16 protein-coding genes are annotated in these 15,071 nt (G+C 63.0%); 8 read left to right on the top strand and 8 right to left on the bottom strand.

Annotated features, from left to right (window positions below; translation table 11 throughout):
• Positions 1 to 75: 75 nt before the first annotated feature.
• From V5N12_RS06320 to V5N12_RS06310, 3 genes are read left to right on the top strand one after another with little or no spacing between them, the layout of a single operon-like run.
• A complete protein-coding gene (locus tag V5N12_RS06320; RefSeq protein WP_332898306.1) occupies positions 76 to 1,113 on the top strand; it encodes a DNA-methyltransferase in 1,038 nt (345 codons plus the stop codon).
• 36 nt (positions 1,114 to 1,149) lie between these two features.
• Positions 1,150 to 1,830 (top strand): type I 3-dehydroquinate dehydratase, encoded by a 681-nt coding sequence (locus V5N12_RS06315; protein WP_332898305.1) that lies wholly within the window; start codon positions 1,150 to 1,152, stop codon positions 1,828 to 1,830.
• A gap of 53 nt (positions 1,831 to 1,883) precedes the next feature.
• A complete protein-coding gene (locus V5N12_RS06310; protein WP_332898304.1) occupies positions 1,884 to 2,303 on the top strand; it encodes a zinc ribbon domain-containing protein in 420 nt (139 codons plus the stop codon).
• On the opposite strand, the gene V5N12_RS06305 is transcribed toward V5N12_RS06310, so the two are convergent.
• From V5N12_RS06305 to trpC, 5 genes are all read right to left on the bottom strand, one after another.
• Complete coding sequence (locus V5N12_RS06305) at positions 2,304 to 3,476, bottom strand: 3-dehydroquinate synthase II (protein ID WP_332898303.1); 1,173 nt, start codon at positions 3,474 to 3,476, stop codon at positions 2,304 to 2,306.
• A 117-nt stretch (positions 3,477 to 3,593) separates the two neighbouring features.
• Positions 3,594 to 4,388: a 2-amino-3,7-dideoxy-D-threo-hept-6-ulosonate synthase gene (locus tag V5N12_RS06300; protein ID WP_332898302.1), complete on the bottom strand. Its 795-nt coding sequence runs from the start codon at positions 4,386 to 4,388 to the stop codon at positions 3,594 to 3,596.
• Positions 4,389 to 4,416: 28 nt separating this feature from the next.
• A complete protein-coding gene (gene trpA / locus V5N12_RS06295; protein WP_332898301.1) occupies positions 4,417 to 5,229 on the bottom strand; it encodes a tryptophan synthase subunit alpha in 813 nt (270 codons plus the stop codon).
• Positions 5,226 to 6,455 (bottom strand): tryptophan synthase subunit beta, encoded by a 1,230-nt coding sequence (gene trpB / locus V5N12_RS06290; RefSeq protein ID WP_332898300.1) that lies wholly within the window; start codon positions 6,453 to 6,455, stop codon positions 5,226 to 5,228. Before trpB ends, trpA begins: the two co-directional genes overlap by 4 nt.
• Positions 6,452 to 7,204 (bottom strand): indole-3-glycerol phosphate synthase, encoded by a 753-nt coding sequence (gene trpC, locus V5N12_RS06285; protein WP_332898299.1) that lies wholly within the window; start codon positions 7,202 to 7,204, stop codon positions 6,452 to 6,454. Before trpC ends, trpB begins: the two co-directional genes overlap by 4 nt.
• A gap of 93 nt (positions 7,205 to 7,297) precedes the next feature.
• Between trpC and V5N12_RS06280 the strand changes: the two genes are divergently transcribed.
• The gene (locus V5N12_RS06280) at positions 7,298 to 7,759 is read left to right on the top strand and encodes an MGMT family protein (protein ID WP_332898298.1); all 462 of its coding nucleotides are present in this window, start codon (positions 7,298 to 7,300) and stop codon (positions 7,757 to 7,759) included.
• 83 nt (positions 7,760 to 7,842) lie between these two features.
• Positions 7,843 to 8,691: a VOC family protein gene (locus V5N12_RS06275; RefSeq protein WP_332898297.1), complete on the top strand. Its 849-nt coding sequence runs from the start codon at positions 7,843 to 7,845 to the stop codon at positions 8,689 to 8,691.
• A 1-nt stretch (position 8,692) separates the two neighbouring features.
• Here V5N12_RS06275 and V5N12_RS06270 read toward each other — a convergent pair whose 3' ends face one another.
• Both V5N12_RS06270 and lonB read right to left on the bottom strand, forming a co-directional pair.
• Complete coding sequence (locus V5N12_RS06270) at positions 8,693 to 9,382, bottom strand: CPBP family intramembrane glutamic endopeptidase (RefSeq protein WP_332898296.1); 690 nt, start codon at positions 9,380 to 9,382, stop codon at positions 8,693 to 8,695.
• 4 nt (positions 9,383 to 9,386) lie between these two features.
• Positions 9,387 to 11,417, bottom strand: a complete 2,031-nt coding sequence (lonB, locus tag V5N12_RS06265) for an ATP-dependent protease LonB (protein ID WP_332898295.1) — start codon at positions 11,415 to 11,417, stop codon at positions 9,387 to 9,389.
• A gap of 174 nt (positions 11,418 to 11,591) precedes the next feature.
• On the opposite strand from lonB, the gene V5N12_RS06260 reads away from it, so the two are divergent.
• The 3 genes from V5N12_RS06260 to V5N12_RS06250 are packed head-to-tail and all read left to right on the top strand — an operon-like array spanning position 11,592 to position 13,473.
• On the top strand, positions 11,592 to 12,110 hold the full coding sequence (locus V5N12_RS06260) for a nicotinamide-nucleotide adenylyltransferase (RefSeq protein WP_332898294.1): 519 nt from the start codon (positions 11,592 to 11,594) through the stop codon (positions 12,108 to 12,110).
• Positions 12,107 to 12,856 carry an SAM hydrolase/SAM-dependent halogenase family protein gene (locus V5N12_RS06255; protein WP_332898293.1) on the top strand — a complete coding sequence of 250 codons (750 nt, stop codon included), beginning with the start codon at positions 12,107 to 12,109 and terminating at the stop codon, positions 12,854 to 12,856. Before V5N12_RS06260 ends, V5N12_RS06255 begins: the two co-directional genes overlap by 4 nt.
• Positions 12,856 to 13,473 (top strand): trimeric intracellular cation channel family protein, encoded by a 618-nt coding sequence (locus tag V5N12_RS06250; RefSeq protein ID WP_332900077.1) that lies wholly within the window; start codon positions 12,856 to 12,858, stop codon positions 13,471 to 13,473. Before V5N12_RS06255 ends, V5N12_RS06250 begins: the two co-directional genes overlap by 1 nt.
• Positions 13,474 to 13,475: 2 nt before the next feature.
• Here V5N12_RS06250 and thsA read toward each other — a convergent pair whose 3' ends face one another.
• Positions 13,476 to 15,053 carry a thermosome subunit alpha gene (thsA, locus tag V5N12_RS06245; protein WP_332898292.1) on the bottom strand — a complete coding sequence of 526 codons (1,578 nt, stop codon included), beginning with the start codon at positions 15,051 to 15,053 and terminating at the stop codon, positions 13,476 to 13,478.
• Positions 15,054 to 15,071 lie beyond the last annotated feature (18 nt).

Below are 15,071 nucleotides of genomic sequence, written 5' to 3'. Positions count from 1 at the left end.
ACCATTTTTGCGTTTTCACCACCGCCGAGTCGAGAGACCGCAAGACTAGTACGGAAGGCCCCTGACTGTACGTCCATGCAGACCGACCACGCCATCTACGCGTCGGACGCCCGCGAGATGGCACACGTAGACGAGGGTGCAGTCGACCTCGTCGCCACCTCCCCGCCCTATCCGATGATAGAGATGTGGGATGGGCTGTTCTCGTCGCTTGATTCGACGGTCGAATCTCACCTCGAATCGGGCGCGGGTGACGACGCCTTCGATGCCATGCACGACGCCCTCGCCCCGGTCTGGGACGAACTCAAGCGCGTCCTTCGCCCCGGTGGCATCGCCTGCATCAACATCGGCGACGCCACCCGCTCGATTGGCGGCGAGTTTCAACTCTTTCCGAATCACGTCGCCGTCATCGACGCCATGCGCGACCGCGGGTTTTCCGTCCTCCCCGACATCCTCTGGCGAAAGCCCTCGAACCGGCTGACAAAGTTCATGGGCTCTGGCATGCTTCCGTCGAACGCCTACGCGACCCTCGAACACGAGTACATCCTCGTGTTTCGAAACGGCGGCACCCGCGCGTTCGACCCCGGGTGTGCAGAACGCTACGAGAGCGCCTTCTTCTGGGAGGAGCGAAACGAGTGGTTCTCAGACCTCTGGACGGACGTACAGGGAACCGGGCAGTCGCTAGACGGGGCGACCCGCGAGCGGTCTGCAGCCTACCCGCTCGAAATTCCCTTGCGCCTGATTCAGATGTATTCGGTGTACGGCGACACCGTCTTAGACCCGTTTTGGGGAACCGGCACGACCACGCTCGCAGCGATGGTCGCAGGGCGAAACTCGGTGGGCTACGAACTCGACGAAACCCTCATCGAGCGCTTCGACGACCGCGTCGAGAACGCGCCTGAAATCGCCAGCGAACGACTCGAAAACCGACTCGACTCCCACCGCGACTTCGTGACCGCCAGAGCCGCGACGGGCGAGTCGCTCGACTACGACGCGACCCACTACGACTTTGCTGTCGTGACCAAACAAGAGCGCAACATCTTGCTCTACGACGTCGCCGCGGTCGAACCCCACGAAGACGGCTATCTCGTCCGCCACGAGCGCCACACCGAATAGGGGTACGTTTTTCCATCTGAGCGCGTACACACAGCTATGAATTTCGACGAGTTCGTCCTCGCCGCGAGTACGGCGACGCTCAGCGACGAACCCGACGCCCGCCCCGTGGCCGACGCCGTCGAATACCGGATGGACCTCGCCACAAACCCCCGCTCGGCGCTCCGCGACTACGACGGTGAGTTGCCACTCATCGCGACCAACCGCGTCCACTGGGAAGGCGGCGAGGCCGCAGACGACGCAGCCCGCCTCGACGCGCTCTGTGAGGCGGCCGAACATGACGCCGTCTGCGCGGTTGACATCGAACTCGAAGCCATCGAATCGGGCGACGGCGAGCGCGTCGTTACGGCCGCCCGCGAGGCGGAGACGACCGTCATCGTCTCGATGCACGATTTCGAGGCGACGCCACCGATTGCCGAGCTTCGCCACCTGCTTAAAACCGCGAGCGACCACGGCGACGTGGCGAAACTCGCGTGTACGGCCACCTCGCTCGATGACGTCCTCGACGTGCTGTTCGCCACCCGGACGTTCGATGCGAACGGCCGCGCCGTAGCGACGATGGCGATGGGTGAGGTGGGCAGACACTCACGCGTCGTCGCGCCGCTGTATGGGTCGCGGATTGGCTATGCCCCAATTAAGCCGGAAGATGCGACCGCACCCGGCCAGTACGATCTCGAAACGATGCGCATGCTCGTAGACAAACTCGACAGCAATGACTGAGACAGTGACCTTCGGAAGTTTAACAAACGGTGACAACCGAGACGGAGGAAGTAATGGGGCAAACCTCGCGTAAGCGCCCGTGGCTTGCGGCGCTGTTGGCGTTCGTCTATCCCGGCCTTGGTCACGTCTACATCCGTGAATGGCTCAGAGCACTGCTCTGGTTCGGGTTGATGATTGCAACGGCGTCGTTCGTCATTCCAGAACAGGCCGTCCAGACGGCCGACCTCTCGATTGCTGCGCTCACTCGCGCGAGCGAGCAGCTGTCGCTCGAAGCGGCGTTTACGGTGCTGTTCATCACGCTGCTGAGCATGATTGACGCCTACCGGCTCGCGGCAACGAAAAATCAGGCGGTCAAAGCCGTCGTCGAGGGGACGCGGTGTCCGTCGTGTGGTCGGGACATCGACCCCGAACTCGACTTCTGTCACTGGTGTACGACGGAATTGCCGCCCACGATGGGCGACGACGCAAACTGATTATTTCTCGATGATGCTCTCTTCTACGGCTTCCCCGAAGTGGCGAGCCGTGTCCTCGTAGTAGATTTTCACCTCGTCGCCGACGGCGAGGTCGGTGACTGCCTTGCGACCCTCAGATGTGGCGACTTTGATGGTCTCTGCGTTCTGGAGGAGGGTTTCGATACGGTCGCCGCTTTGCGTTTCGGCCTCGACGCGGAACATCGGACGTTTCTCGATTTTCGCCCGTCCGACGATGGCCTCGCGGGTGTGCCCCGCCGTGTCGACGACCTGCACCTCGTCGCCGCTTTTGAGTTCGGCAAGGTACTTCGTGCCGCCGTCTGGCGTCCGGACGTAGGCGTGAACCGCCCCGGCGTTCACCCGAAACGGCCGGGAAGCGACGTACGGCGACTCCGCGGTCTCTGCGTGGACGAAAAACAGCCCGCGGCTCATGCTGCCGACGAGCATGCCTTCGTCGTGTTCGAACAGCGACCCGGTATCGACGCAGACGCGGTCTGCAGAGCCGGTCTGTTCGACGGCGGTAACGGTCGCCCACTGGAGGTCGAGCGATTCGCGCTCTGATTCGTCGCGCACATCGACCGTCCGGCGAATCTCGTCCGGGTCGTCGGTGTCGAGCAACACGGCGTCAGCGCCGAGTTCGAGCGTCTCGAACGCGGTTTTGGCCTCCTCTGCGGTCTGGACGCCTGCGACGAGTTCGGTCTCCTCACCAATCCGAGCGATGAGGTTTTCGAGCGGGATGATGGTCCAGTCTTCACCGATGACGATGGTGTACTCTGCGTCGTGGGCGGCGGCTTCTGCGAACGCCTCGTACTCTTTGTTCAGGATGCGGACGTACGCGCCGTGGGCGCGGTCGTCGCTCCGACGCAGGGTAGAGAGGTCAGCAGAGCCAGAGAAATCAGCGGGGAGGTCGACCGTGCCGTCGCCTTCGCCTTCTTTGCCGACGATGGTCACGTCGGGGAGGTCTTCGACGGCGTCGGGTTCTGCGTCCATGACGTGGACGTCGCCGTTTGCGAACGCCGCGACGTTCACCTGACCGAGTTCGCGGACTTTCGAAACGTCCTCGCTATCGACGAGCACCCAGTCGACACCGGCTTCGAGTCCGGCGGTGATTCGTTTTCGTCGCGCCTCCCAGTCGCCGACGGTGTCGTCGGCTTTGAGCCATACGGAGCGTGTCATACTTTGACGCTCGCGGCGGGGATTCTTGAACGTGGCGGAAGTGGCACTTCCGTCTCACCGCCCGATTTCAGTGCGGCCGCTCTGTATGGGGATTTCGAGAGAAACAGTGTGTCGGGCTCAGGCTTTGACGGCGAGGCCAGCGCGTTCGAGGGCTTTGTCCGCGGGGGCGTCATTGTGGACGACGTCGGTGACCGCACGGGCGATTGCTTCTGGACTCTCGTGTTGGAAGATAGACCGGCCCATCGAGACGCCCGCCGCACCGCCGTCCATCGCGCCGCGAACCATCTGGATGGTCTCTAAGTCAGTGCCACGCGAGCCACCGGCGATGACGACCGGCAGGCGGGTCGATTCGGTGACGTGTCGGAAGCTCTCTGGGTCGCCGGAGTAGGCGGTTTTGATGATGTCCGCGCCGAGTTCCTCACCGAAGCGAGCGGCGTGGCCGAGGGCTTCTGCGTCGTGTTCGTCGATGCCGGGACCGCGGGCGTAGGTCATCGCAAGCACGGGGATGCCGAGGCGGTCTGCCTCGGAGGTGACGCGCGCTAAGTCTTCCATCTGCTTTGGCTCATGGTCAGAGCCGACGTTGACGTGGAGGCTGACGGCGTCTGCACCCGCGCGGATGGCGTCCTCTACGGTGCCCGTCATTCGTTTGTCGTTAGAATCCGGTCCAATTGTCGTAGAAGCGTTGAGATGAACGATGTAGCCTTTGCCGTTTTTGTTTCCGTGGACGCGTGGTGCAATCCCCTTCTGGGTGAGCACGCAATCTGCGCCACCGCGTGTGACCGCATCAATTGTCGATTCGATGTCTTTGAGGCCTTGTACCGCCCCAAGTGTAATGCCGTGGTCCATCGGGACGATGACGAATCGACCCCGTGTACCGATGCGTTCGAGCCGAGCTGCTTTTCCGATAGTCATTAGTATGTTAGTGTGTGGCAAGCGTTAGTTATGTGCGTTCCGGTCGCGGCACACGTTGTTCGAATCCAGTCCGTGCGCCTTCTGCCAGTTCTCTCGCTTTTCGTTCTAAATTCGACGTGACATCCTCCCCGGAACCAATCAGATCGACGAAGACGCTTCCGGCGACGACCCCGTCTGCTCCCGCCGCGACGATTTCGCGGGCGTGGTGGCCCTCACTCACGCCGAAGCCGACGGCCTTTGGCACGTCGTACGTTGCCAACCGACCGAGACTGTCGTGGGTCTGGGTGCTCACGTCCGCCTGCGCCCCGGTCGTCCCGAGGCGGGCTTGGACGTAGACGAATCCTGAAACCTGCTCCATGACGCGGTCTAGGCGCTCGCCTTTCGTCGTCGGGGCGACGATGAAGATGAGGTCGAGGCCGAACTCGTCGCAGGCCGCCCGCAGGTCGTCCGACTCCTCGACGGGAAGGTCGGGGACGATGAGCCCCGAAATTCCTGCTTCGGCGGCCGCTTCGACGAACGCCCGGACGGGTTCGTCGCCGTACTGGTAGATGAGGTTGTAGTACGTCATGCAGACAATCGGCACGGCCACGTCGAGGTCGGCCACCAGGTCGAGATACGACTGTGGCGTCATTCCCGCGTCGAGTGACCGCTGGATGGCGTTCTGGATGGTTGGCCCGTCCGCGATTGGCTCCGAGAAGGGCAGGCCGAGTTCGATGATGTCCGCTCCACCGCGGGCGAGCGCGCGAACCTGTGCTTTCGTACTCTCTGCGTCCGGGTCGCCTGCCGTGATGTACGGAATCAGGGCCGGGCCGTCGCGGAAGGCGTCGCCAATCTCGCTCATTCGAACACCCCCATCTCCGGCGCGTTCGCAAGGTCGCGCTTTGCCGTCTCCTCAAGCACGGACTCCAAATCCTTGTCGCCGCGCCCGGAGATGTTCACGATGACCGACTCCCCGAGGTTGTCGGCCGTTTCGAGGTAGGCAATCGCGTGGGCCGTTTCGAGTGCTGGAATAATTCCTTCTTCCTGCGAGAAGCGGTGGAACGCTTCGAGTGCGGCGTCGTCGGGAACTGTCACGGGCGTCACCCGCCCAGTATCGACGAGGTGGGCGAGTTCCGGGCCGACGCCGGCGTAGTCGAGACCCGAACTGATGCTGTGCGATTCGAGAATCTGGCCGTCTCGTGACTGGAGCAGGCGGGTGCGCGCGCCGTGAAGCACGCCGACTGACCCAGTCGAAAGAGATGCGGAGTTCGGCGCAACGCCCGTCTCCTCGTCTACGTCGAGACTGGAGCCACCGGCTTCGACAGCGTACAGCGCCACGTCCTCGTCGGGGACGAAGTTGTGGAATGCGCCCATCGTGTTCGACCCGCCGCCCGCACACGCGACGACGCTGTCGGGGAGGCCACCGGTCTTTTCACGAATTTGCGCGCGCGCTTCCTCGCTGATGACCGACTGGAAGTCGCGCACCATCCGTGGGAACGGGTGGGGCCCCACGACGGACCCGATAACGTAGTGGGTGTCTTCGACGTTGGTCGCCCAGTCGCGCATCGTCTCATTGATGGCTTCTTTCAGGGTTCCGCGGCCCACGTCGACGGGGTTGACTTTGGAGCCGTTGATGCGCATGCGGAAAACGTTCGGGCGCTGGCGGGTGATGTCTCGGCGACCCATGTACACCTCGCAGTCCATGCCGAGATGGGCCGCGGCCATCGCCGTCGCCGTGCCGTGTTGGCCCGCGCCGGTTTCCGCGACGATGCGTTCTTTGCCCATGTACTTGGCGAGCAACACTTGGCCGAGCGCGTTGTTCAGCTTGTGTGCGCCGCCGTGGACGAGGTCTTCGCGCTTTAAGTACACCTCCGTGCCGTAGCGTGCGCTCAGCTGTTCTGCGTGCTGGAGCGGCGTGGGGCGACCGCCAAAGTCCCGCAACCGGGCGCGAAAGTCGTCCATGAACCCGTCTTCGTTTTCGAGCACGTAGCGTTCGTACGCGTCGGTCAGTTCCTCGATGGCGGGCATCAGCACTTCCGGGACGTACTGGCCGCCGTAGTCGCCAAATTTCGCAGGTGAATCGCTCATAGCTGTGAGAGGAGTCGCGTGTTTGCAGTCACGTCGCCGTCCATGATTGCCGTTCCGATGAGCAGGCCGTCCGCCCCAGCGGCGCGCATCCGCGCCACGTCGTCCGGCGTCGACACCCCGCTCTCTGCGATGAGTGTCACGTCGTCTGGCACCTTTGGTGCCAATTTCTCGAACGTGCCGAGGTCGACGCTGAGCGAGGTCAGGTCGCGGTTGTTGATGCCGATGATGTCCGCGCCTGCGCCAAGAGCTTCGTCCAGTTCGGCTTCGGTGTGGACTTCGACGAGCACCTGAAAGCCGCGGTCGCGGGCGGCGGTGAGCAGGTTTTCCAAATCATCGACGAAGCGGACGATGAGGAGAACAACGTCTGCTTCGGCGGCGTCGAGTTGCTCCTCGCGGAGGATGAAATCCTTGCGGAGCACCGGCACGTCCACCGCTTCGCGGACGGCGCTGAGATTCGAAAGCGAACCGCCGAAGTGGTCGGGTTCGGTGAGTACCGAGATGGCGGCCGCCCCACCCGCGACCATCTCGCGGGCGAGTTCGGCCGGGTCGTCTGCGCGCACGCCCTCGGTCGTCGGACTCGTCGGTTTCACCTCCGTGATGAGTGGCACCCGACCGGCGCCCTCGACGGCTGCAAACGCCGATTCGAGCGACCGTGGGTCGACGGACACCCGTTCTGTGGCCCCATCTCGCTCGCGAGCGGAGGCGAGAATGGCGGCCACTTCGGGGGCGACCTCGTCTCTAACTACCATTGTTGTTCAATGATGAACTGATTTGTACATAAGACTTGCGCCGTCCGGCCGTCAGTGCCGAATGTTCAAGTCCGTGACGACCCTCTACCTGCTATGGACGAGTCCGCCGGTATTTACGCACGAGAATCCGAGTATCTCGACCGATACGTTCAGATTGGCGTCGCAGGCGACCGGGTCATCTCCGTCTCTTTTCCCGACACGGTCGATGCTGCGAGTTCCTCGGAACACCCGATTCTCGACCGCATTTTTGCGTATTTAGAAGGTGTTCGTGAGTCGTTCGCCACGGTCGATATTGCACTCACCGTGCCCACCGCTCACCGACGAGTGCTCGAAACGGTCCGACAAATCCCGTACGGCGAACAGTACACCGTCGAGAAGGTGGCACGCCTGACCCCCGAATTGAACCCTCAGGACGACGACGATATGACGCTCGTACGAACCGCCTTGGACGAAAATCCGACGCCGATTTTGATTCCAGACCACCGCGTGCGCGACGCACCGAGCGCCGCACCGCCGGAAATCGAGCAGAAACTCCGGTCGCTCGAAGGACTCTGACGGACAGAACGCGACACACGTTGCACCGAGCGATGGGGCTATCCAAACACGTCCCCTACCAAACACAATCACGGTGAATTTCGATGACTGATTCTATCGCCCCCGATACACACATTGGCCGCGTTGCCCTGCGCGTCACCGACCTCGACGAACTCGTGTCCTTCTACCGCGACACGATTGGCTTGGACGTGCTCGAAACGACGGCCACGACAGCCACCCTCGGTGTGGGTGAGACGCAGTTGCTCGAACTCACCGCGACCGACCTACCGAAGCGAACACGAGAGGAAACTGGGCTGTTTCACACCGCGTTTCGCGTGCCCACTCGAGCCGCGCTCGCTGATGCACTCGTGCGCGTAGAGCGTGACTGGCAGCTCTCTGGCGCATCAGACCACCTCGTGAGCGAAGCACTCTACCTCAGAGACCCGGAAGGAAACGGTATCGAACTGTACGTAGACCGCCCCCGTGAGGAGTGGGAGCGCGACGAGGCTGGAAATCTCCGGATGGACACGCTCCCGCTCTCGCTTTCGTCACTGCGCGAGGCGGGCGATCCAGAGCGCCGAATGCCCGCGGGCACCGACGTGGGACACATCCACCTCGAAGTGTCGCAAATTCCAGCGTCGCGGACGTTCTACACCGAAGTAGTCGGCATGGACGAACCCGTGGGGCTGCCGTCGCCGTACGGCGAATCGTCGCTGTTCGTCTCGGCTGGTGGGTATCACCACCACATCGGCGCGAACTCGTGGAACGGCCGCACCGAACCGGCGACGGGCCGCGGCCTTGACTGGTTCGAACTCGTCGTTCCAGATGCAGACGCGCTCGCCGCGCTATCTGCGCGTCTTTCCGATGCGGGCTACGACGTGGACGATTCCGATTCCGAGCTTCGAGTCCACGACCCGGACAGCATCGAGCTGCGTGTGCGAGTCGAGCCGTAATTCACAATATGCCTTCGTGTACCACGAATTCGAGCGCGTTCACGACATAGTGGGCCACCACGACGACCACGAGGCTGCCGGTGGCTATGAACGCGGCGGCGAGGACGAAGCCAACGAGGCCGGTGACGACGACGCCCGCGACGCCCTGTGCGCCGTGACCGAGCGCGAATGCGAGCGAGGAGAAGGCGGCGAGCGCCCACGGCGAGACGACGAAACCCGCGCTCAACGCCCCGACGAGCGCCCCGCGAAAGAGGAGTTCTTCGAAGCCTGCGATGATGGGCAACACACCGAGTAAGAGCAACAGCCAGCCGCGCGTCGTGGTCGGCGCGAGCGCGGCGCGGAGGTCGTTTTCGTGGTCGAAGCCAAACCGTCGCATAGTCCACGCGCCGAGTTGATTGCCGCCAAATAGGACGGCCCCAAGCCCGAGGCCGAGGCCAACGGTTGCTGTATCAGGAAGGTGAACGCCAAGTGCAGCCCATGGAATCTGGGCAATCCACGCCGCGAGGAGTAAAAAGAGGCCGAGAATACCCTGTGAGAAGGCGACATTCACGAGCAACAAGCCCGTCGAGAGGTTCTGTGTCGGTTCAGGTTCATCCTCCTCGCTCACGACCGAACGCGAGGCGTAGGAGAGCGATAATAAGAGCAGTAAAATGAGGGCGACGAGTCCCGAAAACGCCGCCCACCTAGCCACGGCCTTAGTTCGGGCTCGGGCTACCGGGTCCGGGACGGCCCGACTTGTCGAGCGCCTGTCCGGTGATGCTCTTCAAGCGGTCGACGAGCGAATCTTTCTCCGGTTCGCCCGCGAGTGCGACTTCGAGCACTTCGCTGATGTGGCTGACCGGGATGATTTCAATCTGCTCTTTGTACTCGTCTTCGATCATGACGTCCTGCTCGTTTGCAGACGGAATGATGACCTTCGTGAGGCCAGCCTTCGCGGCAGCCTCGATTTTGTGGGTCACCCCACCGACGGGGAGCACGTCGCCACGAACCGAGAGCGAGCCCGTCATCGCGAGGTTCTGCTCGACGGGGATGTCTTCTAACGCGGAGATGACGGCCGTCGCAACCGTGATAGAGGCGGAGTCACCGTCGACCCCACCCTGTCCGGTCTGGACGAACTGGATGTGGATGTCCTTCTCCGAGATGTCTTCGTCAGAGAACTTCTTGATGATGGCGCTCACGTTCTGGACGGCTTCCTCTGCGATGTCCTGGAGCTGGCCAGTCGCAATGACCCGGCCGGGGCCTTGCGATGGCGTCACTTCTGCCATCACGGGGAGGACGATACCGGAGTCCTCTCCCATGACCGCAAGCCCGTTGACGCGGCCAGTGACTGCGCCCTCGTTGACGGTGAGGTCGTAGTCCTTGCGGCGCTCGATGTACTGGTCTGCCAGCTGTTGCTCGATGGAGCGCGAGCGCTGTTTTGCCTGCAGGACGTGGTCGCGCGTGGTTGCCTGTGCATCCTCGGCGCGGGCGATGTCACCCGCGACGCGGACGAGGCCACCGAGGTCACGGAAGCGCAGCGTCAGGTGACCCTTCCGGCCCGCGCGACGGCGGGCTTCGAGGATGACCTCGCTGATGGCGTCTTCCGTGAAGTGTGGGAGGCGACCGTCCTTGGCGACTTCCTGTGCGACGAACCGGGCGTACCGGCGGCGCATCTCGGGGGAGTCGCGGATAGAGTCGTCCATGTACACCTCGTACCCGTACCCTTTGATACGAGAGCGGAGTGCGGGGTGCATGTTCTCCATCGCGTCAAGGTTCCCGGCGGCGACCATGACGAAGTCAGTCGGGACGGGTTCGGTCTGGACCATCGCACCCGAGGAACGCTCGGACTGGCCCGTGATGGCGAACTTGCCCTCCTGAATCGCCGTCATGAGGTGCTGCTGGGAGCGAATGTCGAGCGTGTTGATTTCGTCGATGAACAACACGCCTTTGTTCGACTTGTGGATGGCACCAGCCTCGACGCGGTCGTGGCTCGGCGTCTCCATCCCACCGGACTGGAACGGGTCGTGGCGCACGTCACCGAGCAGTGCACCCGCGTGGGCACCCGTTGCGTCCTCGAACGGCGCGCTCTTCGTGTCGCCGTTGTTGACCAGCAGGTTCGGAATCATCGCGTCACTCGACCGGCTGCCGTACCGGAAGGCGAGATAGACAACACCCGCTGCGAGGATGCCGAGCAGAATCTGCTGGGCGACGAGCAGCGAGTAGCCAATCACGATGGCGATGATAATCCACATGAGGAACGAGCGCATCTGGTTGCGCTTTCTGGCTTCCTCCTTGTGTGCTTCAATAATCTGTTCACCCTTGCCCGCGGGGACGGTGCGGACCTTTGGCTCGTTGCCGTCATCCGGATTGTGGTAGACGAGGACGTCCTGCATCTCCTCTTTTGGCAGGAGTTCACTCATCGCCTTTGCGAGCATCGATTTGCCCGTACCCGGCGAGCCAATCATCATGACGTGACGCCGCTGTTTGGCGGCTTTCATGATGACGTCTCGGGCGTGGTCCTGGCCGATGACCTGATCGACCAATCTGTCGGGGATTTCAATGTCCTCTGTGGACGTGATTTGCAGGCCACCAAGCAGGCTGTCTTCGTCCGCTTTGACAACCGCCGACTCGGCCCCGACCTCGACATCACTGCCGAGTTCATCTCTGGATTCGTCTCGTTCAGGCTCCGGAGAAACCTCTTCTTCGGCTTCCGACGAGACGTTGTCAGTATCCATGTCGTTACTCATAGAACTACGGTTTCCGCTACCTGAGATTCAGGGGCTATCCTTTGATATACTTTCTCCCCGATTGTCCCGGGCAAACACGACCGAAACTCCCGGACTGAGCGAGGTTGCGGAGAAACTTGCCAGCCGATTCGGCCGACCCGACGGATTTTATAAACCCGGCTTGTAACTCCGGGTATGACTCGTGGGTTTTTCATCGGCCGCTTCCAGCCGTTCCACAACGGACACTTTGCGATGGTCGAGCGCATCGCAGAAGACGTAGACGAACTCGTCCTCGGCATCGGGAGCGCCGGTGACAGCCACTCCACTAACGACCCGTTCACCGCGGGCGAGCGCATCATGATGATAACGAAAGCGCTCACCGACTTAGACCTCGTCACCTACGCCGTTCCCATCGAGGACTTAGACCGCAACTCCGTCTGGGTGAGCCACGTCCAGAGCATGAGCCCGACGTTCGACGTTGCCTACTCGAACAACCCCCTCGTCGTCCGCCTGTTCAAAGAGGCGGGCGTTACGGTGCGACAATCGCCCATGTTCAACCGCGCGGTGTTCGAAGGAACCGAAGTCCGCGCGCGCATGATAGATGGCACCGACTGGGAGGAACTCGTCCCAGATGCAGTGGCGGAGGTCATCGAGGAAATCGACGGCATCGAGCGCATCCAGCACGTAAGCGACACGGACGCAAACGACGGATGATTACGCTCTCCTCTGATTTCGGCTCGCCCTATCCGGCGGCGATGAAAGGCGTCATCCTCCAGCAAAGTGAGGCGCGCCTCGTCGACGTGAGCCACGAGTTTCCACGCCAAGACGTGCGCGCCGCGGCGTTTTGGCTCCGCGAGGTGCTCCCTCATTTCCCACCGGCCGTCCACCTCGTCGTGGTTGACCCCGGCGTCGGCACCGACCGCAAAGCCCTCGCCGTGCGCGCGGGTGACCACGCCATCGTCGCGCCCGACAACGGCGTCGCGCTGCCCGCAGCCCATTCCCTCGCAGACGACATCGAGGTCTTCGAACTCGACGCTGAAAACCCCGCAAGTGCGACCTTCCACGGCCGCGACGTGTTCGCGCCGTGGGCTGCGATCATCCACGACGCAGGCGTAGACGCGCTCGCAGTCATAGACGGCGTGACGCCCACCGACGACTACGCAATCGAACGCTTCCCCGACCCCGTCCTCAACGCCGGAAGCGCAGAAGGTGAGGTGCTCGTCGTCGATGACTTTGGCAACGTGATTACGAACATTCCGGGGCACGTCCTCGCAGACAAAGACGTGCTGCGCGTGGGCGACCTGCAGGTTCCCGTTGGACACACGTTCGCGGCCGTCGGCATCGGCGCGAAGGTCGTCACCGTCGGGAGCCACGGCAACGTCGAACTTGCGGTGAACCGCGGGCGCGGCGACGAGGCGTTCTCGCTCGACCCCGGCGACCGCGTCGAACTGTCGTGGTGATGCTCGACGCCTTCGCCGTCATGAACATCGTCGGGCTGCTCGCGTTCGCCGTCACCGGCTCGCTCAAAGCCATCGAAGAGCGCTTAGACGTGCTCGGTGTCGCGGTGCTCGGCATCCTCACCGCCCTCGGCGGCGGAATGACCCGCGACGTGCTCGTCGGCGCGATTCCGAACGCGCTCCAATCAACCGACGACGTGACGATTGCCTTCGTGGGCGTCGTCCTCGCGCTCGTACTCTCACGGAGTCGGAAAAACTGGGTCCAACACTCCGCGATTCTCGTCCCCGACGCCATCGGCCTCGCCGCGTTCGCCGCCACGGGCGCGCTCGTCGGTGCGGACGCGGGCGTCTCAGGGTTCGGTATCGTCTTGCTCGCCACGCTCACGGGCGTCGGCGGCGGCCTTATCTCTGACATACTGCTCCAGCGCGTGCCCGGCGTGCTCAAAGAAGATTTCTACGCGACGTGCGCCATCGCTGGTGGCATCGTATTCTGGGTAGCGACGATAAATGGCGTGGGCGAACAGCTTTCGGCCGCGGCCTGCGCCGCGACGGTCGTGTTGTTGCGATTACTGGCCCTTCGCTTCGACTGGTCGTTACCACGCGTCGAAGTGGGTGGGTGAGCTTATTTTGCGGCGATGACGTCGTCGATGCGGACGATCATGGTCGCGGCTTCGGTGGCCGATTCGACCGCTTCGTGCTTGACGGCGGCCGGGTCCATGATGCCGTATTCGAGCGGGTCACCGATGACGCCGGTCTGCCCTTCTGCGATGACGCCTGCGCGACCCTCGGCTTCGAACCGCGAGCGGAGGTCGACGAGCGCGTCGATGGGGTCCATCCCGGTGTTCTCTGCGAGGGTGCGCGGGAGCATGTCCACCGCGTCCGCGAAGGCGTTGACGGCGAGTTGCTTGCGCCCCTCGATACCCGCGGATTTCGCACGGATGTAGTCTGCAACCGCAATTTCGGTCGCGCCCGCACCGGGCACGACACCACCTTTGTCGAGGGCCGCGGTGACCACGTCGAGGGCGTCTTCGAGCGCGCGTTCGAGTTCGTCACAGACGTGTTGGGTGCCGCCGCGGACGAAGACGGTCACGGACTCTGCGGCCGCGCCACCTTCGAGGAAGGTGAGTTCCTCGTCGCCAAAGCGGCGGACGTGGATGCGGTCTGCGTGGCCGAAGTCGTCGTCGGAGACGTCTTCGAGCGTGCCGATGCGGGTCGCGCCGGTCGCCCGGGCGATGGCCGTCGCGTCCTTCTTGCCCACGTTTTCGTAGGCGAGGATGTCGGCTTTGGCGAGGAACGAGCCGACGCGGTCGTCGATGTCGTCGGTGGCGAACACCACGTCAACACCGGCGTCTTTGAGGGCCGCAGCGTAGCCGCGGAGTTCACCCTCTTCTGCCTCGATTGCGGCGTTTAGCTGCTCGATGGAGGTGATGTTGTACTCGGCATCGACGTGGCTCTTTCGCACGTCGAGTTCCATGTCGAGGACGGCGATGGTCGCGTCTTCGACCGTCCGTGGCATGTTCTCGTTTACGGGTTCCTCGTCGAGGATGACGCCCTCTACGAGTTCGGTCGCAGACGACGACGAGCCGACCTGCGTGTGGATGCGAACGTTGTCGCGCTCGACTTTCTTCTTGCCTTGGACGTGGCGGATTGCCTTCACAACAGTCCTTGCGAGCACGTCTGCGGCCACGTCACCGGTTCCCTTGCCGGTCATCGAGGACTCTGCGACCTTTTCGAGCAGGTTGTCGTCGAGTTCGTCGGAGAGTACCTGCGCGTCGATGGCCTCGTGGGCGAGGCGGGCGGCCTCGTGGTAGCCCTCTACGATGGTGGTCGCGTGGACGTCGTCTTCGAGCAGGTCTTCTGCCTTGGCGAGCAGTTCGCCAGCGAGAACTGCCGCGGTGGTCGTCCCGTCACCGACTTCGTCCTCTTGGGTTTGGGAGACTTCGACAATCATCTGGGCGGCCGGGTGCTCGATGTCCATCTTGTTCAGGATGGTCGCGCCGTCGTTCGTGATGACCACGTCACCGGACGACGAGACGAGCATCTTGTCCATCCCACGCGGCCCGAGTGTCGTACGAACCGCGCCGCTTACGGCTTTGCCTGCTGCGATGTTCGACCCCTGGGCGTCGCGCCCGCGGGTTCGTCGCGTTCCCTCACTCAGAATGAAAAGGGGCTGACCCCCGGCGTAGAATGCTTGTGACATAATTGAAACCTCGCTATA

The sequence above is a fragment of the Haladaptatus sp. CMSO5 genome (genome assembly GCF_036689885.1).
Classification (GTDB): Archaea; Halobacteriota; Halobacteria; order Halobacteriales; family Halococcaceae; genus QDMS2.
The sequence above is the reverse complement of the archived record's forward strand: the minus strand, read 5'-3'. Positions and strand labels throughout refer to the sequence as shown.

Excerpts from the sequence above, each read along its gene's own strand:
- V5N12_RS06320 (WP_332898306.1), top strand. The coding sequence starts at position 76 with ATGCAGACCGACCACGCCATCTACGCGTCGGACGCCCGCGAGATGGCA.
- V5N12_RS06315 (WP_332898305.1), top strand. The coding sequence starts at position 1,150 with ATGAATTTCGACGAGTTCGTCCTCGCCGCGAGTACGGCGACGCTCAGC.
- V5N12_RS06310 (WP_332898304.1), top strand. The coding sequence starts at position 1,884 with ATGGGGCAAACCTCGCGTAAGCGCCCGTGGCTTGCGGCGCTGTTGGCG.
- V5N12_RS06305 (WP_332898303.1), bottom strand. The coding sequence starts at position 3,476 with ATGACACGCTCCGTATGGCTCAAAGCCGACGACACCGTCGGCGACTGG.
- V5N12_RS06300 (WP_332898302.1), bottom strand. The coding sequence starts at position 4,388 with ATGACTATCGGAAAAGCAGCTCGGCTCGAACGCATCGGTACACGGGGT.
- trpA (WP_332898301.1), bottom strand. The coding sequence starts at position 5,229 with ATGAGCGAGATTGGCGACGCCTTCCGCGACGGCCCGGCCCTGATTCCG.
- trpB (WP_332898300.1), bottom strand. The coding sequence starts at position 6,455 with ATGAGCGATTCACCTGCGAAATTTGGCGACTACGGCGGCCAGTACGTC.
- trpC (WP_332898299.1), bottom strand. The coding sequence starts at position 7,204 with ATGGTAGTTAGAGACGAGGTCGCCCCCGAAGTGGCCGCCATTCTCGCC.
- V5N12_RS06280 (WP_332898298.1), top strand. The coding sequence starts at position 7,298 with ATGGACGAGTCCGCCGGTATTTACGCACGAGAATCCGAGTATCTCGAC.
- V5N12_RS06275 (WP_332898297.1), top strand. The coding sequence starts at position 7,843 with ATGACTGATTCTATCGCCCCCGATACACACATTGGCCGCGTTGCCCTG.
- lonB (WP_332898295.1), bottom strand. The coding sequence starts at position 11,417 with ATGAGTAACGACATGGATACTGACAACGTCTCGTCGGAAGCCGAAGAA.
- V5N12_RS06260 (WP_332898294.1), top strand. The coding sequence starts at position 11,592 with ATGACTCGTGGGTTTTTCATCGGCCGCTTCCAGCCGTTCCACAACGGA.
- V5N12_RS06255 (WP_332898293.1), top strand. The coding sequence starts at position 12,107 with ATGATTACGCTCTCCTCTGATTTCGGCTCGCCCTATCCGGCGGCGATG.
- V5N12_RS06250 (WP_332900077.1), top strand. The coding sequence starts at position 12,856 with ATGCTCGACGCCTTCGCCGTCATGAACATCGTCGGGCTGCTCGCGTTC.
- thsA (WP_332898292.1), bottom strand. The coding sequence starts at position 15,053 with ATGTCACAAGCATTCTACGCCGGGGGTCAGCCCCTTTTCATTCTGAGT.